This window comes from Rhizobium sp. BK098, from assembly GCF_014193155.1.
Classification (GTDB): domain Bacteria; phylum Pseudomonadota; class Alphaproteobacteria; order Rhizobiales; family Rhizobiaceae; genus Rhizobium.
The window spans coordinates 211324-232534 of sequence record NZ_JACHYY010000005.1 but is presented as its reverse complement, the minus strand read 5'-3'; the positions used below and the strand labels follow the sequence as shown (position 1 = coordinate 232534).

Below are 21211 nucleotides of genomic sequence, written 5' to 3'. Positions count from 1 at the left end.
GCTGTTTTTTAAGGGGAATTTCTCGCGTTAGACGCGTTGCCGCGGAAAGTGGTGCTATCGTTCGCCGCAGAAATATGACAGTTTGGGAATGAATCCACCGCTGCGTTAACCGTTACCTTTAAGTCACGCAAAGGACGGCTATTCAGGGTTGAACGGCAAAAAAATCGCCAAAGGCGTTCAATTTTGCGTCGGCCTGAGTATGTTGCCGCCGATTAAGCTCGGCTATGGGACCGGGCGAGCAGGATGGCAAGCTCGTCCGCCGATCATTCGGGCTGCGAGGCCAAGAGGTAACTGTGAATATCCATTCGCTAATACAATTGCTTGTCGTGATCGAGGAATGCAAGCTCGCGGAGGACGTCGTGGCCGAGCTCGAGCTCGCGCTTCGCTCCTATAAGTTCGATTTCTATGGCGTCTTGAAGCGAGCGCGGCCGAATGTCGATGTTGCGCATTTCATGCTGGCGGGTCGCTGGCCCGATCAGTGGCCGCTGACTTATGTCCGCAAGAGGTACATGCTCGTCGATCCGGTTGCGCGCTATGCGGCCCAGGCGCAACGCCCTTTCCGCTGGAGCGATGCCGTGGCGGCGCTGAAGAAGGACCCGCTGCGGCGGCGCATGGAGCAGATGATGGCGGACGCCCGCGCCAACGGGCTTGCCGACGGCTATCTCTTCCCAATCCATGGTCGCAACGGCCTGCTGGGAAGCATGACGATCGGCGGCGAGGCGGTCGATCTCTCTCCAACCGAGATTTCCGTTTTCGAGGCGGTCGCCAAAAAAGTCTTTTGGCGACTTCTGGAGTTTCGAGACGAGGCCCAATACCTTGAGAGAGTGGGAGCGGCCGAGCTGAAGCTGACCAAGCGTGAGATGGAAGTGCTCAGCCATCTGGCCGACGGCATGACCTCGATCGAGATCAGCCGACTGCTGAAGATTTCCAATCATACCGTCGACTGGTACATGAACAGTATCCAGGACAAGCTGAAGGCCAGAAATCGGCAGCATATCGTGGCTATCGCCTTCAGAAACGGACTTATTCCATAAAGGCAACTATTTTGATGCCGGATGTCGCAGGAGAAATTGAACTTCCCGTGACAAGAAGTTAAGAATTCTCTTCGCGGGTGCAGCATTGCCCGTTTCGATGCCGTGAGGAGACAGCATTGCCCATTTCCAAGATCCTGGTTGCCAACCGTTCCGAAATCGCCATCCGCGTATTCCGCGCCGCCAACGAACTTGGCATAAAAACGGTGGCCATCTGGGCCGAGGAAGACAAACTCGCGCTGCATCGCTTCAAGGCGGACGAGAGCTATCAGGTGGGTCGCGGTCCACATCTTGCCCGTGACCTCGGGCCGATCGAGAGCTATCTGTCGATCGAGGAAGTCATACGCGTCGCCAAGCTCTCCGGCGCCGATGCCATCCACCCCGGCTATGGCCTGCTGTCGGAAAGCCCCGAATTCGTCGATGCCTGCGATGCCGCCGGCATCATCTTCATCGGGCCTCGCGCCGATACGATGCGCCAGCTCGGCAACAAGGTTGCTGCGCGTAATCTGGCAATTTCGGTCGGCGTGCCTGTCGTGCCGGCCACCGATCCCTTGCCTGACGACATGGTGGAAGTCGCCAAGATGGCGGCTGAAATCGGTTATCCGGTCATGCTCAAGGCCTCCTGGGGCGGCGGTGGCCGCGGCATGCGCGTCATCCGCTCCGAGGCCGATCTCGCCAAGGAAGTGACGGAAGCCAAGCGCGAGGCGAAGGCCGCCTTCGGCAAGGATGAGGTCTATCTCGAAAAGCTCGTCGAGCGCGCCCGCCACGTCGAAAGCCAGATTCTCGGCGACACGCACGGCAACGTCGTGCATCTGTTCGAGCGCGACTGTTCGGTGCAGCGCCGCAACCAGAAGGTCGTCGAACGCGCGCCGGCCCCCTATCTCACGGAAGCGCAGCGCCAGGAGCTGGCCGCCTATTCGCTGAAGATCGCCAACGCGACGAATTATGTCGGCGCTGGCACCGTCGAATATCTGATGGATGCCGACACAGGCAAATTCTACTTCATCGAAGTCAATCCGCGCATCCAGGTCGAGCACACGGTGACCGAAGTCGTCACCGGCATCGATATCGTCAAGGCGCAGATCCATATTCTCGACGGTTTCGCCATCGGCACGCCGGAATCGGGTGTTCCACGCCAGGAAGACATTCGCCTCAACGGCCATGCCCTGCAGTGCCGCGTGACGACGGAAGATCCGGAACATAACTTCATTCCGGATTACGGCCGCATTACTGCCTATCGCTCGGCTTCGGGTTTCGGCATCCGCCTTGACGGCGGCACGTCCTATACCGGCGCGATCATCACCCGCTACTACGATCCGCTGCTGGTGAAGGTGACGGCCTGGGCGCCGAACCCGCAGGAGGCGATCGCCCGCATGGACCGCGCGCTGCGCGAATTCCGCATTCGCGGCGTGGCGACGAACCTCACCTTCCTCGAAGCGATCATCACGCATCCGAAATTCCGCGACAACAGCTATACGACGCGCTTCATCGACACGACGCCGGAGCTGTTCCAACAGGTCAAGCGCCAGGATCGCGCCACCAAGCTTCTGACCTATCTCGCCGATGTCACCGTCAACGGTCACCCGGAGACCCGCGGGCGCCCCGCGCCATCGTCCAAGACTGCCAACCCGGTACTGCCTTATATCGACAGCGCTATTCCGGATGGCACCAAGCAGTTGCTGGACAAGCTCGGTCCGCAGAAATTCGCCGAATGGATGCGCAATGAAAAACGCGTGCTGATGACCGACACGACGATGCGCGACGGCCATCAATCGCTGCTTGCGACCCGCATGCGCACCTATGACATCGCCAGCGTCGCCGGCACCTATGCGCGCGCTTTGCCGCAGCTCCTGTCGCTCGAATGCTGGGGCGGCGCCACCTTCGATGTTTCCATGCGCTTCCTCACGGAAGACCCGTGGGAGCGTCTGTCGCTGATCCGTGAGGGTGCGCCGAACCTGCTGCTGCAGATGCTTTTGCGCGGCGCAAACGGCGTCGGCTATACGAATTATCCCGACAATGTCGTGAAGTATTTCGTCCGCCAGGCGGCCAAAGGCGGCGTCGATCTCTTCCGCGTCTTCGACTGCTTGAACTGGGTCGAGAACATGCGCGTGTCGATGGATGCCGTTGCCGAGGAGAACAAGCTCTGCGAGGCGGCGATCTGCTACACGGGCGACATCCTCAATTCCGCGCGGCCGAAATACGATCTGAAATATTACACCGATCTTGCCGTCGAGCTGGAAAAGGCCGGCGCCCATATCATCGCGCTGAAGGATATGGCGGGCTTGCTGAAGCCGGCGGCCGCCAAGGTGCTGTTCAAGGCGCTGCGCGAGGCGACCGGTCTGCCGATCCACTTCCACACGCATGATACGTCGGGTATTGCGGCTGCGACGGTGCTCGCTGCGGTCGATGCCGGCGTCGATGCCGTCGATGCGGCGATGGATGCGCTGTCCGGCAATACCTCGCAGCCCTGCCTCGGCTCGATCGTCGAGGCGCTGAAAGGCTCCGAGCGCGATCCGGGCCTCGATCCCGAATGGATTCGCCGCATCTCCTTCTACTGGGAAGCCGTGCGCCATCAGTACGCCGCCTTCGAAAGCGATCTCAAGGGGCCGGCTTCGGAAGTCTATCTGCACGAAATGCCAGGTGGTCAGTTCACCAATCTCAAGGAACAAGCCCGCTCGCTCGGTCTCGAGACCCGCTGGCACAAGGTGGCGCAGGCCTATGCCGATGCCAACCAGATGTTCGGCGATATCGTCAAGGTGACGCCGTCCTCCAAGGTCGTCGGCGACATGGCGCTGATGATGGTGAGCCAGGACCTGACGGTCGCCGATGTGGAGAACCCAGCGAAGGATATCGCTTTCCCGGATTCGGTCGTTTCCATGCTCAAGGGCGATCTAGGCCAGCCGCCGTCCGGATGGCCGGAAGCGCTGCAGAAGAAGGCGCTGAAGGGCGACAAGCCCTATACCGTCCGGCCCGGTTCGCTGCTTGCCGAAGCCGATCTCGATGCCGAGCGTAAAGTCATCGAGACGAAGCTCGAGCGCAAGGTCGACGATTTCGAATTCGCCTCCTACCTGATGTATCCAAAAGTCTTCACCGACTATGCACTGGCTGCCGACACATACGGACCTGTCTCGGTATTGCCGACGCCGGCCTATTTCTACGGTCTCAAGGAAGGCGATGAGCTCTTTGCCGAGATCGAGAAGGGCAAGACGCTCGTCATCGTCAACCAGGCGATGACGGCGACCGACGAAAAGGGCATGGTGACTGTCTTTTTCGAACTCAACGGCCAGCCGCGCCGCATCAAGGTGCCGGATCGCGCCCATGGGGCCTCCGGCAGCGCGGTGCGCCGCAAGGCCGAGACCGGTAATGCCGCCCATGTTGGCGCGCCGATGCCGGGCGTCATCTCAACCGTCTTTGTCTCGCCCGGCCAGGCGATCAAGGCCGGCGACGTGCTTGTTTCCATCGAGGCCATGAAGATGGAGACTGCGCTGCACGCGGAAAAGGATGGTACGATCTCCGAGGTGCTGGTGCGTGCCGGCGACCAGATCGACGCCAAGGATCTGCTTGTCGTCTATGGCGCCTGAGCGGCAAGTTGGGCTTATGAAGCCGTCCGTCGACTGAGATGCTGACTATCTTCTGCCGCAAAGCCTGACTGTTGCAGTCGGTTTTGCGGCAGCAGTGTCTTTTAACTCGGTTTGCGAGGATTCCGATCGAGGAGGGCTGCCCACAGGGCCACCAGCAGCGCGAGCAACGCCGATGCCAGCATCAGGGTGAAGAGCGTATGGATCGTTGGCGATCGCGCGATGAACAGCCCGCCGATCGAACCGATCAGCGCGCCGCCGGCAATTCGCATGGCAGCGGCCAGCCCTGCAGCCGTCCCGATCATATTGGAGCGAACAGACATGGCGCCGCTATTGGCGGCCGGCATGGTCAAGCCGTTGCCTATGCCGATGAAGATGCAGGGGCCGAAGAGCGCCAGAACCTCCGTCATGCCCAATAGCGACAAGGCGAGCCCAATTGACAGACCGATGCAGGTCAGCAGCCGCGCGATGACGAGGATTGTGCCGATCGGGATTCTTGCGCCATAGCGGCCGGCGAGATAGCTGCCGACAATGAAGCCGGCGGGAACCATGCCCATGTAGAAGCCGAGCTTGGCGCTCGAGCCGCCGAGGGCATCGCCTATCGTGAGCGGTGCTCCGCCGAGGAAGATATAGAGCACGCCCATCGAGCAGGCCATGCAGAGCGTATAGGCCCAGAACCGACTAGAACTCAGAAGCACGGCATAGGAGGCAAGATAGTTTCCGCGTGTAGCTGAGACGGACGCTTTCGATCCTTTGAGCTCGCGCAGGGACAGGAGGAAGGCGGCGCTACCGAAGATCGCAAGGACAATGAAGCTTGCCTGCCAACCGAAAATCTCGTCCAGCGAGCCGCCGACCATCGGTCCGACCATCGGCGCCAGCGCCCATCCCATGGCGAGATAGCCGAACTTGCTGGCAGCCTGGCGCTCGTCGGATGTTTCCTTGATGATGACGAGGGCGATGGAATAGCACGGGCCGATGCACGCCTGCATCATGCGGCACAGCAGGAAAATGCCGATAGTCGGAGCGAGAACGCAGCCCATCGAGGCGATGATGAAGATCGCGAGCGCCGTCAGGACAACCGGCCGGCGTCCGAACCGATCCGATATCGCTCCCCCAATCGCTTCCAGGAATGCAGTCACGATGGAAAAGCCCGCGACGGAGAGGTTCACGAGAGCGAAATCGGCATGGAATGCCGCCGATATCTTCGGCAGGGACGGCAGGATCATATTTACGGGCAGCACGGCAAGTGCCGAGAGCAGGATGAGGGTTATCAGCCGCGGCTGTGCGACGGTTGATGCGAGGGTCGGGTCTTCGGTTGCTTGCCTGGCTGAATGGTCGATGCGGCTTTCGGTGCGCGTCATGGCCTTGTCCGTCGTGTGGATGGGAAGTCGAAGGGGATCTGACGAGACGCCGCCGGAATCCGGGCAATAAAAAAGGCCCCGTCAGGAGCCTGCTTACCGCGCATGGGTGCTTTCGCCGGATGGCTACGCCATCCCGCCCATGCGCCTTCCTCCCACTACGATAACGAGTGCCGCGTTCATGGCATTAGAGCTAACCGCAAAGCCGCGCAGCGTCAATGCGCGGCTTGCCCCAACATCGGAGCTTTCGACCTAGAGCGGTTCAGTTTTTCACGGAATCTCTGAGTCGCTCTATCTCTTTATCGCCTCGCAATTCCGGACGGAAAACCGCTGCGCACTTTTCCTGGAATTGCTCTAGGTCGACGGCTTAGATGTCGTAGCTGTGGCCGGCATTCAGCGTCGAGATGAACTGCTTGGTCCGCTCCTGTGCAGGGTTGGAGAAGATATTGCGTGAGGAGCCGGTCTCGACGATGTTGCCCGCCTCGAGGAACACGACATTGTTGGCAATCTTCGATGCCAGGCGCAGATCATGCGTTGCCATGACCATCGTTGTGCCTTCGTTGGCGAGCTTGCCCAGCACATCGACGACTTCGGCCGCCAGTTCCGGATCGAGCGCCGAGGTGGGTTCGTCGCAGAGCAGCACGCGCGGGGAGGGGGCAAGCGCGCGGGCGATGGCGACACGCTGCTGCTGGCCGCCCGAGAGCGTCGAGGGCCAGGCGTCGATCTTGTGGGCCATGCCGACCTTGGTCAAAAGCTCGACGGCGCGGGCGCGGGCCTTGTCCGCCGGCCAGCGCAGCACGGTGGTCAGCCCTTCCATGACGTTGCCGATCGCGGTCTGATGCGGAAAGAGCTGGAAATTCTGAAAGACCATGCCCGTCTGGCGGCGGATTTTCTGGATATCCTGCCAGGAGGGCTTCTTGCCCGGCTGGAAGGTGGCCGTCTCCCCGCCGATGCGGATCGTTCCGGCGGTCGGGATTTCCAAAAGGTTGATGCAGCGAAGCAGCGTGCTCTTGCCGCCGCCCGAAGGCCCCACAAGCGCCGTCACCGTTCCCTCCGGGATCATCAGGCTGATGTCCTTGAGGATGACATTGTCGCCGAAGCGCTTTTCGATATGCGAAAGCTCGATCATGCCTGTGCCTCCAGTGTGCCGCCCGAGCGGGCGAAGCGGCGTTCGAGGTAACCCTGCAGCGTTGAAAGAAAGGTGCTGAGCACGAGATATATGATGGCGGCCTCGATATAGAGGATCAGCGGCTCATAGGTCGTTGCCACGATGCGCTGCGCGGCCTGGAACAGCTCCGGCACGGTGATGGCGGCGGCGAGCGACGTATCCTTGACCAGCGAAATGAAGGTGTTGGATAGCGGCGGCACGGCGACGCGCGCTGCCTGCGGCAGGATGGTGCGGCTCATGGCTTGGCGCCAGTTCATGCCGATCGAATAGGCGGCTTCCCACTGGCCCTTCGGCACGGAGGAAATGACGGCGCGGATGATTTCGGACGTATAGGCGCCGACGCTCAGCGTAAAGCCGATGATGGCGGCGGGAAAAGCATCGAGCAGGATGCCGAGGCTCGGCAGGCCGTAGAAGATGACGAAGAGCTGCACCAGAAGCGGGGTGCCGCGGATCACCCAGACATAGAAGCGGGCGATGGCAACGAACGGCGCCGGGGCGAACAGCCTGACGACGGCGGTGAGCAGGCCGAGCAGAAGGCCGAGAACGAAGGTGATCAAGGTGAGCGGGATGGTGAAGACGAGCCCCGCCCAAAGCAGCGTGCCCAGTGACTCCCACATCAGTTGCAGCCAATGCTCCAAGGAGAAGCCTTTCGATAACAGAATGCGTCCGGAGGTGACCCCGGACGCATCTTTTTCACAGTTTTATGTCCCTGCCTATGCCTTCTTACTTCGAAACGTCCTGCCCGAAATATTTCTTGGAGATCTTGTCATAGGTGCCGTCGGCCTTGATATCGGCCAGCGCCTTGTTGATCGCAGCAAGCAGTTCCGGCTCGCCCTTGCGGATGATGACGGCGGAGAAATCGGCATTGGCCTGCTGGGCGACGATCTTCACCGGCGCGTCGGGCTTGTGCTTCTTGAAATCGAGGAAGGAAAGGCTGTCATTGATGGTCGCGTCGGCGCGGCCGGTCAGCACGAGCTGGATCGATTGGTCGAAGCCATCGGTGCCGACGAGTTCGGCGCCGGCTTCGGTTGCGAGCTTGCCGAAGTTGCTGGTCAGCGACTGTGCCGCCTTCTTGCCCTTGAGATCCGCAAAATCCTTGATGCCGGTGTTGCTGTCCTTGACGATCAGCACGGCCTTGGAGGCGATGTAGGGCTCGGAGAAGTCATACTTCTTCTTGCGGGCTTCAGTGACGCCAACTTCGTTGATGACGGCATCGTAGCGGTTGGCGTCGAGACCGGCGATCAGGCCATCCCACTTGCCTTCCAGGAACTGCGCCTTGACGCCCAGCTTGCCGGCGATCGCCTCCGCGATCTCGACATCGAAGCCGGTCAGCTTGCCGCTCTCGTCATGAAAGGTGAAAGGCGCATAGGTGCCTTCCGTGCCGACCTTGAATACGCCGGCCGATTGGATCGCCTTGAGGTTTTCGCCGGCATGGGCGGGGAGCAGGAACGCTGCCTGCACGAGGGCGGCGGCGGCAACAGTCTTCAACCAGTTCATCGTTTTCTTCCGTTTCTGGAGCGGTTTCATTCAGTGTCGCATACATCGCAGAAAATTTGCATCGCGAAAGCGTAGAAAACTGCAAGATAAACGGGCAAATGCGAATATTTTTCTCAAGAAATTGCGAACGGAGCGTCGAGGAAGCCGCTGCTTCCGTTACCGCTAATAATTGCTGATCAATGTTGCGGTGCGGCATAGTGACAATTCTCAATGCTGCCCTATTATTCTTAATGCTGCCCTATTTCGTCATCTCATCGATGTCTTGGCGCGGCACCTTTCATTCCAGGCATGCGCATGCGCCTCCATTAACGTGTCCCGGCAGTTTGCCGCGAGACACCGGCAGCAATCAAACTGCGATTCTACTAGAAATTTAAAGTGTAAAATTGATCTGACGCAGCCCGAAGAGGTGATGAATTGCCCGTCATTGCGCGCTGCCGGCCATGGCCGGTCATGAGGTTTCATGTCGCGATTGCGTTTCTTTTTCTGAGTTTATGTACATTCATGCCGTGCTTTGCGGCAGAAACGATCGAGCGGCCATCGAAATGGATCGGCCGGGTTGCCGCCAGCGATGCGGCTTTCGGTTGGCCGGGCAGTGGTTTTGCGTTGCGTTTTGAAGGCACGTCGCTCTTGGTTACCCTCGTTGATACCGGGAAAAATAGCCTTGAGGTCGAACTGGACGGCGTTCCCCAGCGCCTTGATCTGCAAGCGGGGCAGCACCGCTACCAGCTTGCAGATGGCTTGCGGCAAGGCGCCCACGAGATTCGCGCGACGCGTCGCACCGAGGGATGGATCGGCGATACCATATTCGTTTCCGCCGAAACCGATGGGTCGTTCCTGCCCGCGGAAACACCGGCCACAAAGCTGGTGGCAATCGGAGACTCCATTACCGCAGGCTATGGCCTCGAGGGTGTTGGTCCCGGATGTAAATTCAGCCCCGGAACGGAAAATCAATACCTGACATATGCCGCGGTCGCGGCGCGCAGCCTCGGGATGGAACCTACGACGCTCGCTGTTTCCGGAATCGGCCTTTCGCGTACAGGCAAGAATGCGAAAACCATGCTTGATGTCATCGACAGCGTGACGCCGTTGAGAAAGAGCGTGCCCGCTCTTCCTGACGAACGCGTTTCCGCAGTGGTCGTCAATCTGGGGACGAACGACTTTTCGGACAACAGGAATCCCAGCGATTTCATCGAGGAATACGTCAAGCTCATCTTCAGGCTCAGATATCAGTTTCCAAAGGCCTATCTGTACGCCGCTCTCGGTCCGATGATGTCCCAGAAGGATTTCGATGTGGCTGAGAAAGCGATCGAGGCCGTCGTCCAGGCGAGCGCCGCGAAAGGCGAAACTCGCCTGCGATATCTGAATTTACGCGTCAAACCGAAGGATTTCGGATGCGATTGGCATCCAAGCCGCAGCACCAATGCGGCTATGGCAACCTTGTTGGAGCAAGCTATCAGAGCGGATTGGGGCCCTCATGATTAACGAACAGACGCTTTCCATTCGGCGGTCAAACTTGAAACAATTGGATTCTCTCCAGTTTCTTCGGTTCGTGGCCGCTTTTTCCGTCGTTCTCTTCCATTTCGGAAGCGGCCTTGCGATCGAATACCATCTCGATCGAAATTATTTCTTCATGGGTGCGACCGGCGTCGACGTTTTCTTCGTTCTCAGCGGCTTCATCATCAGCTACTCCTCCAATCCGGCGCGCGGACTTGTCTATTTCGCACGCAAGCGCATTGCCAGAATCGTTCCGCTCTACTGGCTGTTGACGTTCGTCGTCGTCTTGATTGCGCTTGTGAAACCCAGCCTGCTCAATTCGACGATCGTGACCATGGAGACGATCGTCAAATCTCTTCTTTTCGTCCCCTATCAGAAAAGCGGCGGCGCCGTGCAGCCGATCCTTTTCCTGGGCTGGACGCTTTGTTACGAGGTGTTCTTCTACATAATTTATGGCGCCTGTCTGATCTTTGGCGCCAGGGCAACCTGGTTCGCCTCCGCGGCCGTCCTCTTCCTGATCGCGCTGCATGAGATTTGGCCGGAGGGATCGGTCGAATGGCGTTTCTATACAAATCCGATATTGATCGAATTCGTTCTCGGCATGATGCTTCATAAGGCATATTCGGCATACAGCGCCTTCAGGAGCGGATCGAATATAGCCGCCGCTCTGCTCATTCTTCTGGCCTGCGGGGCTCATTTCTTCATCGTGACATTCGCCGGCCCCAGTCTTTTCGCCTCGAGCCTGCTTGCCGTCCTGCTCGTCTCGGGCTTCCTGCTGATGAGGATGCCAGCCGGGAGAATATGGGCCATTCTGGTTCTGCTGGGAGACGCCTCCTATTCGCTCTATCTCATCCACCCCTACACGCTGCAGCTTCCGCTCAAGCTGTTGGGCAAGCATCTCTCCCTACCCTTTGTGACCGGAATATTGCTGGTGGTCACGCTTTGCACGATCGGGATTTCGGTGGTGCTCCTCAAGTTCTTCGAGCGGCCGATGCAGGCTCTTCTGATGCGGCAGCCGAAACCCATCGAACAGACCGTCGCTCCGGTGGGGTGACGGCTATCCGCCGGCGGTTGAAGCGTTTGCTTACGACTCGCTCTCTGGCTTGTGCTTGCCGAAAGCACATCTAGGCACCTCAAGCCGCCGCCGCCCGCCGCTTCATCCGTTCGCTGATAATGATGATGAACCCCGCGCTCAGGATCAGAATGGCGCCGATGAAGGTGTTGGGGCCGGGGATGTCGCCCCAGATCAGGTAGCCGAGCAGGAAGGCCCAGACGAGCGAGGTATATTCGAACGGCGCCAGCACCGAAACTGGCGCCTGGCGCATGCCTTCGAAAAGGGCGAGCTGGCCGGCGCCGGCGATGATGCCTGTCAGCGCCAGCAGCACGATCTGGAAGGGCGTCGGTGTGTGCCAGTGGGCAATCGCCATGCCGGCGGTCAGGATGATGAACAGAATGTTGGAGACTGCCATCTGGATATGGCTCTTTTCGTGCAGCGCGGTCTTGCGCAATAGCACCATGCCGCTTGCCCAGAGGATGGCGGCCTGCAGCGCCAGATAAACCGGCCAGGAAATCGATAGCCCCACGGGGTTGGAGGCGATCACCACGCCGCAGAATCCGACGCCGACTGCCATCCAGCGGGCGACGGTGACTTTTTCACGCAGCACGATGGTTGCGAGGATAGTGCCGACGATCGGTGCTGCATAATAGAGCGTCGTCACTTCGGCGAGCTGCAGGTAGGAGGCTGCCGAGTAATAGGAAATCCAGGCGATCAGGATGATGACGCTGCGCAGGATCATCGGCTTGATGATCGGCGAGCGCGCCACTTTCTGAACGAGCGAGGGGCCTTCGAAGACGAAGCAGCCGGCAAGAATGGTGCAGCTTCGGATGAACAGCACCTGCCAGACGGGGATGGAGGCGACGAGCAGCTTCACCGCCGAATCGTGGGCGGTGAACAGCATGTAGGCAAACACCGTAAGCAGGATGCCATAGCTGATGGAGTTTTTCACGGGGATGCACCAGAGGATGACCCGACTCGAGGCCGGCCAAAGAATCTTTCTGGTCTCAACCGATAGGAGCCTAATTTTACGCCGTCAATAGGACTTTTTATCAGGGTGACGCCCGGCAGTGTTATTTATTCCGGGTTGTAGCGCCATCGTCCCCACTTTAACAGACGGAGACGAAATGTGACTGACGCGGCTTTTTCGATTGTTGAGATTTCAATCGATTTAAATAGACTGCGCCACAGATTTGGGAGGAGTTTTTATGGACAACGGAACGAGACTGGAGGGTTTGAAGGAGCGCAGGAGCCCATTTTTCACCAAATCGCGCGCAGCCGTCTCGCTGATGTTCCTGATGAATGGCTTCATGGTTGGTTGCTGGGCACCGAAAATTCCCGAATTCGCCGAGCGGCTGCAACTGACGAAATTCGAGCTTGGGTTGATGATCCTCGTCTTCGGCGTCGGTTCACTCGTGATGATGCCGCTTGCCGGCGCGCAGATCGCCGTGCGCGGTTCGCGCGTCGTCGTGCGCGCCTTCGCGGTGCTGCTGCTGCCGATGATCCTGGCGCTGACGCTTGCGCCGAATGTCTGGACCGCGGCCGTCGCTCTCTTCCTCTTCGGCGGTTTCATCGGCGCCATGGATGTGGCGATGAACGCCAATGCCGTCTCGGTCGAAAAATCCATGCGCCGGGCGATCATGTCCTCCTGCCACGCCTTCTGGAGCCTTGGCGGCCTTTTGGGCGCGGCGATCGGTGGGCTCTTGATTTCGCGCTGGGGCATTCTCGGTCATGCCGAGGCCTCGACCGCGATTGCCGTGCTTTTCGTCGCCATTGCCTGGCCGATGGTGCTCGGCGATCAGCCGCATCACGATGAGGCCAAGCCGAAGGCAAAGCTGCCGATGATTCCGCTGCCGTGGCTGCTCGGCATCGTTGCGCTGTTCTGCATGGTGCCGGAAGGCGCGGTCCTGGATTGGAGCGCTCTTTATCTCAGCCAGGAAAAAGGTGCGTCGGTGGCGCTATCGGGTTTCGGCTACGCCGCTTTCTCCGGCACCATGGCGACCATGCGCTTTGCTGGCGATTTCGTGCGCGACTGGCTAGGCGCCATCACAACGCTGCGCATCTGCACGGTATTTGCCATCGTCGGCATGCTGACCGCGGCGCTGGCGCCGAATGCGGAGATCGCCATTCTCGGTTTTGCGCTCTGTGGCATCGGTATTTCCAACATGGTGCCGATCGCCTTTTCCGCTGCCGGCAATATTCCTGGCCTGCAGCCAGGGATCAGCATTTCCGTCGTCACGACGCTCGGCTATTCCGGCATGCTGGTCGCGCCATCGGCCATCGGTTTTGCCGCCGAGCATGTCGGCTTCTCACCAGTCCTGATGACGCTGCCGGTGCTGCTGCTCGTCGTGCTAGCCTTCTCGTCGCTCGCGCGCTACGCCGACGGCATCGGGGATGCCAAGCATTAATTTCGTCGCTTTTGCTCGGTAACGGCTAAACTCCGTCCGATCAAAAGAGATCGCCGGAGCGGTTGACAACGACCGCTTCGTGATCCACCTGAAAGGCACCCATTTTCGAGGCCTGCGAGAGTTTTCCATGTCGTCCGCCACCGATTTCGATCCGAAACCGCGCCGTTCCTCCGTTGCCGTCGATGTCGGCGGAGTGATCGTTGGCGGCGGTGCACCCGTCGTCGTGCAGTCCATGACCAATACCGATACGGCCGATATCGATTCGACCGTCGCCCAGGTCGCCGCCCTCTACAAAGCCGGCTCCGAGCTAGTGCGCATCACCGTCGATCGCGATGAAAGCGCTGCCGCCGTGCCGAAGATCCGCGAGCGGCTGCTGCGGCTCGGCATGGACGTGCCGCTGATCGGTGATTTCCATTATATCGGCCACAAGCTGCTCGCCGATCATCCGGCCTGCGCCGAGGCGCTGGCGAAATACCGCATCAATCCCGGCAATGTCGGCTTCAAGGACAAGAAGGACAAGCAGTTCGCCGAAATCATCGAGATGGCGATCCGTTACGACAAGCCGGTGCGCATCGGCGTCAACTGGGGCTCGCTCGATCAGGATCTCTTGACCGCGCTGATGGACAAGAACGCTGCCGAAGGCTCGCCGCTCTCGGCCCGGCAGGTGACGCGCGAGACGATCGTGCAATCCGCGCTGATCTCGGCCGATCTTGCCGAGGAGATCGGCCTGCCGCGCAACCGCATCATCCTGTCGGCCAAGGTCAGCCAGGTGCAGGATCTGATCGCCGTCTATTCCATGCTGTCGGAGCGTTCCGACCATGCGTTGCATCTCGGCCTCACCGAGGCCGGCATGGGCTCGAAGGGCATCGTCGCGTCGTCCGCTGCCATGGGCTATGTGCTGCAGCATGGCATCGGCGACACCATCCGCGTTTCGCTGACGCCGGAGCCGAACGGCGACCGTACCCGCGAAGTGCAGGTGGCGCAGGAGTTGCTGCAGGTCATGGGCTTCCGGCAGTTCATTCCCGTCGTTGCGGCATGTCCCGGCTGCGGTCGCACGACGTCGACGGTCTTCCAGGAACTGGCGCAGAATATCCAGAACGACATCCGCAAGAACATGCCGGTCTGGCGCGAGAAATATCCGGGCGTCGAAGCGCTGAACGTTGCCGTCATGGGCTGCATCGTCAACGGTCCGGGCGAAAGCAAGCATGCCGATATCGGCATTTCGCTGCCCGGAACCGGCGAGACGCCGGCGGCTCCCGTCTTCATCGACGGCCAGAAGGCTATGACGCTGCGCGGCCCGAACATCGCTTCCGATTTCGAGGCGCTGGTAACCGATTACATCGAAAAGCGGTTCGGCCAGAAGACCGTCGCGGCGGAGTGATCCGCCGCTTAAAGCGAGGCAGTATCAGATATTGCTCGTCAGCAGCTTGATGCCGGCAAAGCAATAGAAGCCGGCCATGGCGCCCTCGATCCAGCGCCGGGCATTGCGATATACTTTCAGCGCATGCGATGTCGAAAACAGGATCGCATAGCCCATGAACACCAGAAAACCGGTCGTGCAGCAGACGGCGATGATCAGCACGGCCACGGAAGCGGGCGCGCCCTGCGGCATGCCGAGCGCAATGATGGCGAGCCAGGCGAAGATCGCCTTCGGATTGGTGACGTGAATGCCATAGCCGCGCAGGACCAGCGACCTGAAGCTGGGCGTTTTCGGGCCTTCGGTAGCGGTCGGCAGCTCGCCGCCGGCACGCACGGCACGGAATGCCTTGTAGGCGAGATAGAGCAGGTAGATGCCGCCGAAGATCTTCAGAAGCTCCAGCGCCATCGCATAGGTCTGCAGCAGCGTTGCGAGACCTGCCGCTGCGGCAATCGCCCAAGTCATCGATCCCCCGAAAATCCCGAGCGAGATGGACATGCCGGCCTTGCGGCCATGGGTCATCGAGGTGCCGATGATGGCCATGATGGCGGGGCCGGGACTGGCGACGGCGATGAGGTAGGCAATATAGGCCGGCAGGATCTGCGGCAGATAGGCAAGGGTATCGTGCATGGAAGATTTCCCGGGGGTGTCGGCCGGCGCGAAGAATTCTGCGTTGTCGGCCAACTCGGATCGGCAACTTGTCATAAAACACGGCCGAAATCACCCGGCACAATCATGGATTCTTGTGATGGTGACATTTCATGGCTGAATGGATGGCCATGGCTGAACAGGCATGGGCCGGTAGCCGTTGTCGAGTGGATGGCTCACCCCCGGGCAACACCATGAAGGTGCTTCGGGATCAGCTCTTGCGGTTCGCAACGAAGCGGGCGGTTTCCGTCAGGACATCCGCCTTGTCGCCATAGCCGGACAGCAGGTCGGCCGCTTCGCTCACCAGCTTTGCGAGCGTCGTTTCGGCCCACTCCTGGCCGTGCAGGGCAACCAGCGTACCCTTGCCGCGGCTGGCATCCTTGCCGGTTGCCTTACCCATGGTGGCGGCATCGGCGGTGAGGTCGAGAAGATCGTCGGCGAGCTGGAAGGCAAGGCCGATCTTTTCGCCGAAGATCCGAAGGCGCTTGCGGTCCTCGGCTGAGGCTCCAGCGATGATGGCGCCGGCCTCGCAGGCAAAGCGGATCAGCGCGCCGGTCTTCATTGCCTGCAGCGTCGTTATGCCATTTTCATCGGGCGTTTCCTTCTCCGCGGCGAGATCAAGCGCCTGGCCCCCGGCCATGCCGCCAATGCCAGCCGCACGCGACAGCGCCAGCACGAGCGCGATTTTCCGATCCGCCGGTAGCTCCGTCTCGGGGGCGGCGATAATGTCGAAGGCGTAGGTGAGCAGGCTGTCGCCCGCCAGGATCGCAGTCGCGTAATCGAAGGCGATATGCACCGTCGGCTGGCCGCGGCGCAGGTCGTCGTCGTCCATGGCGGGAAGATCGTCGTGGACCAGGGAATAGCAGTGCACGCATTCGAGCGCTGCGCCGACCCTCAGTGCCGCCTCGGCATTGCCGCCGAGAAGCGCCGCCGATTCCGCGACAAGGAAGGGACGCAGGCGCTTGCCGCCGTTTAGGACGCCGTGGCGCATCGCCCTCAGCAGCCTGTCGGGACGGACGATCTCGTCATTCAGGCTGCCGTCGGCGAGAAGCCGGTTCAGCAGAGCTTCGGTCTTGCCGGCATTGTCCTTCAGGCGGTTCTCGAACGAGGAATGGGTGCTGTCCATGGGCGCTGTTTGGCATGAGAGGCCGTTGCTGGCAATGACAATTGTCGACGGCGGGGTGGGAATTGCGCCGCGCTCTGGTCATCGCTTTATGTAGACGGTATGACGGGATGCAGCATCAGAGCGTTTCCCGGATGCATTAAGGGGTTGTACCGGGATGGAGCGATCGTGGACGTCAGGCACTTGGACATATCGACTGATAATGAGGAGGAGGAAGCCGAGGTGCCGCAACGCTCCTCCCCGTTGGCGCGCTTCAAGGCAAGGCCAGTTTGGCAGCGCGTCGTCCTCGTATTGATTGGCGTCCTCCTGCTGCCCTATCTTTTCATCGTCTTTTATCTGCTGCCGTTCGTCCACCCCGTTTCCACCCTGATGGTAGGCGACGCCGTTACCCTTCAGGGATATGACCGCCGCTGGGTTCCGCTGGATAAAATCGCGCCGGTGCTGGTGAAATCCGTCATGGTCTCGGAAGACGGGCAGTTCTGTTTTCACGGTGGTGTCGATTGGGGCGAGATGCGGGCGCTGGTCCAGGAAACGCTGCGCGGCAGGTCCACGCGCGGCGGCAGCACGATCCCGATGCAGACGGTGAAGAACCTGTTTTTATGGAACGGCCGCTCTTTCGTACGCAAGACGCTGGAATTGCCGCTGGCGGTTTCCGCCTCGGCCGTCTGGTCGAAACGCCGGATGATGGAGATCTATCTCAATATTGCCGAATGGGGACCGGGCATTTACGGCATCGAGGCGGCGGCGCGCTACCATTTCAAGGTGCCGGCCTCCAAGCTCACGGCACGTCAGGCAGCCCTCCTCGCCGTATCGCTGCCGAACCCGATCGACCGGGTGGCGAGCAAGCCGGGACGCGGGCTCAGCCAGCTCGCTTCGCTGATCCAGCGCCGCGCGCGCAACGCCGACGCATACATCAAATGCCTTTATGATTGATATCAGAACTTGTCGTTCGATCGGCTTGTCGTCCTCTGGCATTCTTGACCGTGACGTAAGGGCGATATGAATCATTTCAAGAATTCTTTCCCTTCAGAGTCCGGCACTGAAAAGGAACATGCGATCGTGGACAAGCTCACGCTTTATATCGGCAACAAGAACTATTCGTCCTGGTCGTTTCGGCCGTGGATTGCTCTTGAAGGGTGCGGCATTCCCTTCGAAGAAGTGCTGATCCCTTTCGATTTTCCAGCCGGAAACCCGCGCATTCGTGAGGTGTCGCCGACGGGCAAGGTGCCGATGCTGGTTCACGGCGGCTTCAAGGTATGGGAATCCTTCGCCATCATCGAATATGCGGCCGAGCTTTTCCCGGACGCCGGGCTTTTGCCGAGAGATCGCCAGGCGCGTGCGCTGGCGCGATCCTACAGCATGGAAATGGTTTCCGGTTTCAGCGCCCTGCGCAACTTCTGCCCGATGAACATGCGCCGTCCGGTCGCCCGGCGCGATCTCCGCGGCGGAGTGATGGAGGACGTGGCGCGTATCGAGGCCATCTGGCGCGAGGCGAGAGCCTTTTCTGGCGGGCCTTTCCTGTTCGGGAATTTTTCCGGCGCGGACGCCATGTTTGCCCCCGTCGTCAGCCGTCTGGAGCGGTATGACATCGCGGTTGCGGCGGATACGCGGGACTATATGGCGGCCATGAAGGCGCTGCCTGCCTGGCAAAAATGGGAGGAAGCTGCATTGCAGGAAACATGGACCGTGCCGGAGGACGAGGACTGACCCGGTCTCGAATATCCGCGAATCTGGTGCGATGGGCAAAAAATGCTATTAGGGACTGGTCAAAGCCCGCCAAGCCATGTATAAGCCCGCCCAATTTCCGAAATTGATGCATGTCTGTTTCGGCCGCCTTGCTGGCCGTGGATATGTGTCGTCCGTACATGGAGTAACGAGAATGGCTGTACCGAAGAGAAAAACGAGCCCGTCCAAGCGCGGTATGCGCCGCTCTGCTGACGCCCTGAAGGCTTCGACCTACGTCGAAGACAAGAACTCCGGCGAACTGCGTCGCCCGCACCACATCGACCTGAAGACCGGCATGTATCGCGGTCGTCAGGTTCTGACGCCGAAGGAAAGCGCATAATCTAGCGCAGCCTTGATGGCACATGAATAAAAGGCTGGCGGTTCGCCGGCCTTTTTCTGTTTTGATTGGGTGTGTTCGTGGGACGAAGTGGCTGCGCTTGTGCCGAAGCTCTGATACCCCCTTTGTCCCTTCAGGACATCTCCTCCACCAGGGGGAGGTCGGTAACTCGCGGCACTTTCTCGCCTCAAGCTACAATCGCATCTGCAGAAACTAAATCAGGTTACTTGCCAGAGCGGAGCGACATACTCCCAACAATCTCCCCCCTGGTGGGGGAGATGTCACGACAGTGACAGAGCGGGGTGAAAACTCTCCAAGGATTCAGGAGCGCATCGCCTGATTTCAAAGGCTATCCAGCTTGTTCTGCATGGCGCGGAGCTGTTCCTTGAGCTCATCGATGTCCTTGGCCTCGGCCTTGCGGCTTTCCTTGGCCGGCGGCTGCATGAAGGGCGAGAACATCTGCATGGCCTGCTGAAACATCTCTGTGTTGCGGCGGACCTGCTCCTCGACCATCTTGATGGGGAGTTGCAGGTTCTTGCCGAGCGGCGTTTCGCCGAAAGCGCGATTGATCTGCTCGCGCATCTGCGTCTGCTGCTCGGTAAAGGCACGCATGGAGTGCTCGAGGAAGCTCGGCACCACCATCTGCATCTGATCGCCGTAATAGCCGATCAGCTGGCGGAGGAACGAAATCGGCAGCAGCGTATTGCCGGTCTTCGATTCCTGTTCGAAAATGATCTGTGTCAGGACCGAATGCGTAATATCATCACCGCTCTTGGCGTCCTGGACGATGAATTCCTCGCCCTTCTTCACCATCTCCGCCAGGTCGTCCAGCGTCACATAGGTGCTGGTGCCGGTATTGTATAGGCGGCGATTGGCGTATTTCTTGATTACGATCTGGCCCTCATTCTTTGCCATTTATCAGTCTCCTGGCCCCGTCTGATTGTATGGAATATTCCTCCACTCCGGAGTGTAGACGCAAAAGAAGCTTGGTGACAATCGGTTTGTGCGATGCGGCAAGGCCTTTCCTTTGATTGGATTTTTTGAAGGCGGTGACAGCTTCGTGAAATCTGTACGATGAAAATTCTTGCTGTTTGACTCAGGAGCAAAGCTTTGACAGTTTCGCCTCATATACGTGTTCATTCTGTGAGGAGGCTTCCATGAGCAGTTCATCCATCGTCGTCGCCAGCGCTGCCCGCACTGCGGTCGGTTCGTTCAACGGCGCGTTCGCGACCGTTCCGGCGCATGAACTCGGCGCGGCCGCGATCAAGGGTGCGCTGGAGCGCGCCGGCGTCGATGCCAAAGAAGTCGACGAAGTGATCCTCGGCCAGGTGCTTCAGGCCGGCGAAGGGCAGAACCCGGCTCGCCAGGCCGCGATGAAGGCCGGCATTCCGCAGGAAGCGACCGCATGGGGGGTGAACCAGCTGTGCGGCTCGGGCCTGCGTGCCGTGGCGCTCGGCCTGCAGCAGATCGCAACCGGTGACGCCAAGATCATCGTCGCCGGTGGCCAGGAATCCATGTCGATGGCGCCGCATGCCGCGAATCTTCGCTCCGGCACCAAGATGGGCGACATGAAGATGATCGACACCATGATCAAGGACGGCCTGACGGATGCCTTCTACGGCTACCACATGGGCATCACGGCTGAAAATATCGCCCGCCAGTGGCAGCTGTCGCGCGAGGAACAGGATCAGTTCGCCGTTGCCTCGCAGAACAAGGCGGAAGCCGCACAGAAGGCCGGCCGCTTCAAGGACGAGATTATTCCCTTCACCATCCAGACGCGCAAGGGCGACGTTACGGTCGATGCCGATGAATATATCCGCCTTGGTGCGACGATGGAGGCCATGGCGAAGCTGCGTCCGTCCTTCGACAAGGAGGGCTCCGTCACCGCCGGCAACGCTTCCGGGCTTAACGACGGCGCCGCTGCGGCCGTGCTGATGACCGAGGCGGAAGCCTCGCGCCGCGGCATCCAGCCGCTGGCCCGTATTGTCTCCTGGGCAACCGCCGGCGTCGATCCGCAGATCATGGGTACTGGGCCGATACCGGCCTCCCGCAAGGCGCTGGAAAAGGCCGGCTGGTCCGTCAACGACCTCGATCTCGTCGAGGCCAATGAGGCGTTTGCTGCCCAGGCCTGCGCCGTCAACAAGGATCTCGGCTGGGATACGTCGATCGTCAATGTCAATGGCGGCGCGATTGCCATCGGCCATCCGATCGGTGCTTCGGGCGCTCGCGTCCTCAACACGTTGCTGTTCGAGATGAAGCGCCGCGGCGCCCGCAAGGGACTTGCCACGCTTTGCATCGGCGGCGGCATGGGTGTCGCCATGTGCTTCGAGGCGCTCTAGAATCAAAGAAATAGAGCATGATGTCGTCCGAAAA

Annotated in this window: 18 protein-coding genes; 10 read left to right on the top strand and 8 right to left on the bottom strand. The window is 60.0% G+C overall.

The genetic code is table 11. The annotated features are described in order from the left end of the window. Positions 1-293 precede the first annotated feature (293 nt). Positions 294-1034, top strand: coding sequence for a LuxR family transcriptional regulator (locus FHT73_RS15550; protein WP_112607050.1), 741 nt, complete (start codon positions 294-296; stop codon positions 1032-1034). Between the two features lie 116 nt (positions 1035-1150). Beyond that, the gene (gene pyc / locus FHT73_RS15545; protein WP_183712748.1) at positions 1151-4612 is read left to right on the top strand and encodes a pyruvate carboxylase; all 3462 of its coding nucleotides are present in this window, start codon (positions 1151-1153) and stop codon (positions 4610-4612) included. Between the two features lie 101 nt (positions 4613-4713). Here the strand turns inward: pyc and FHT73_RS15540 are convergent, their stop codons facing one another. From FHT73_RS15540 to FHT73_RS15525, 4 genes are all read right to left on the bottom strand, one after another. Continuing rightward, positions 4714-5970, bottom strand: coding sequence for an MFS transporter (locus tag FHT73_RS15540; RefSeq protein WP_183712746.1), 1257 nt, complete (start codon positions 5968-5970; stop codon positions 4714-4716). Positions 5971-6334: 364 nt separating this feature from the next. Further along, on the bottom strand, positions 6335-7096 hold the full coding sequence (locus tag FHT73_RS15535) for an amino acid ABC transporter ATP-binding protein (RefSeq protein ID WP_112606788.1): 762 nt from the start codon (positions 7094-7096) through the stop codon (positions 6335-6337). Continuing rightward, complete coding sequence (locus tag FHT73_RS15530) at positions 7093-7773, bottom strand: amino acid ABC transporter permease (RefSeq protein WP_015341657.1); 681 nt, start codon at positions 7771-7773, stop codon at positions 7093-7095. Before FHT73_RS15530 ends, FHT73_RS15535 begins: the two co-directional genes overlap by 4 nt. 85 nt (positions 7774-7858) lie before the next feature. Then, positions 7859-8632, bottom strand: a complete 774-nt coding sequence (locus FHT73_RS15525; protein WP_112410950.1) for an amino acid ABC transporter substrate-binding protein — start codon at positions 8630-8632, stop codon at positions 7859-7861. Positions 8633-9046: 414 nt separating this feature from the next. On the opposite strand from FHT73_RS15525, the gene FHT73_RS15520 reads away from it, so the two are divergent. Further along, positions 9047-10114, top strand: coding sequence for an SGNH/GDSL hydrolase family protein (locus FHT73_RS15520; protein WP_183712744.1), 1068 nt, complete (start codon positions 9047-9049; stop codon positions 10112-10114). 31 nt (positions 10115-10145) lie between these two features. After that, positions 10146-11180 carry an acyltransferase gene (locus FHT73_RS15515; protein ID WP_162709659.1) on the top strand — a complete coding sequence of 345 codons (1035 nt, stop codon included), beginning with the start codon at positions 10146-10148 and terminating at the stop codon, positions 11178-11180. A 79-nt stretch (positions 11181-11259) separates the two neighbouring features. Here the strand turns inward: FHT73_RS15515 and FHT73_RS15510 are convergent, their stop codons facing one another. After that, positions 11260-12132: a DMT family transporter gene (locus tag FHT73_RS15510; RefSeq protein WP_183712742.1), complete on the bottom strand. Its 873-nt coding sequence runs from the start codon at positions 12130-12132 to the stop codon at positions 11260-11262. A gap of 256 nt (positions 12133-12388) precedes the next feature. On the opposite strand from FHT73_RS15510, the gene FHT73_RS15505 reads away from it, so the two are divergent. Both FHT73_RS15505 and ispG read left to right on the top strand, forming a co-directional pair. Further along, entirely contained in the window at positions 12389-13588 is a 1200-nt protein-coding gene (locus tag FHT73_RS15505; RefSeq protein WP_183712740.1) for an MFS transporter, read from the top strand. Between the two features lie 127 nt (positions 13589-13715). Beyond that, a complete protein-coding gene (gene ispG / locus FHT73_RS15500; protein WP_120666123.1) occupies positions 13716-14969 on the top strand; it encodes a flavodoxin-dependent (E)-4-hydroxy-3-methylbut-2-enyl-diphosphate synthase in 1254 nt (417 codons plus the stop codon). Between the two features lie 24 nt (positions 14970-14993). Here ispG and FHT73_RS15495 read toward each other — a convergent pair whose 3' ends face one another. Further along, positions 14994-15635: a LysE family translocator gene (locus FHT73_RS15495; protein WP_183712738.1), complete on the bottom strand. Its 642-nt coding sequence runs from the start codon at positions 15633-15635 to the stop codon at positions 14994-14996. Positions 15636-15864: 229 nt separating this feature from the next. Beyond that, on the bottom strand, positions 15865-16779 hold the full coding sequence (locus tag FHT73_RS15490) for a polyprenyl synthetase family protein (RefSeq protein ID WP_183712736.1): 915 nt from the start codon (positions 16777-16779) through the stop codon (positions 15865-15867). A 180-nt stretch (positions 16780-16959) separates the two neighbouring features. On the opposite strand from FHT73_RS15490, the gene mtgA reads away from it, so the two are divergent. The 3 genes from mtgA (at position 16960) to rpmF (ending at position 18841) form a co-directional block, all read left to right on the top strand. Then, entirely contained in the window at positions 16960-17709 is a 750-nt protein-coding gene (mtgA, locus tag FHT73_RS15485) for a monofunctional biosynthetic peptidoglycan transglycosylase (protein ID WP_246712136.1), read from the top strand. A 126-nt stretch (positions 17710-17835) separates the two neighbouring features. After that, positions 17836-18483 carry a glutathione S-transferase family protein gene (locus FHT73_RS15480; RefSeq protein ID WP_183712733.1) on the top strand — a complete coding sequence of 216 codons (648 nt, stop codon included), beginning with the start codon at positions 17836-17838 and terminating at the stop codon, positions 18481-18483. 172 nt (positions 18484-18655) lie between these two features. Next, positions 18656-18841, top strand: coding sequence for a 50S ribosomal protein L32 (gene rpmF / locus FHT73_RS15475; protein ID WP_006724402.1), 186 nt, complete (start codon positions 18656-18658; stop codon positions 18839-18841). A 339-nt stretch (positions 18842-19180) separates the two neighbouring features. Here the strand turns inward: rpmF and phaR are convergent, their stop codons facing one another. Next, positions 19181-19753: a polyhydroxyalkanoate synthesis repressor PhaR gene (gene phaR / locus FHT73_RS15470; protein ID WP_112336177.1), complete on the bottom strand. Its 573-nt coding sequence runs from the start codon at positions 19751-19753 to the stop codon at positions 19181-19183. A gap of 242 nt (positions 19754-19995) precedes the next feature. On the opposite strand from phaR, the gene FHT73_RS15465 reads away from it, so the two are divergent. Further along, positions 19996-21177, top strand: coding sequence for an acetyl-CoA C-acetyltransferase (locus tag FHT73_RS15465; RefSeq protein ID WP_183712730.1), 1182 nt, complete (start codon positions 19996-19998; stop codon positions 21175-21177). Positions 21178-21211: the final 34 nt, after the last annotated feature.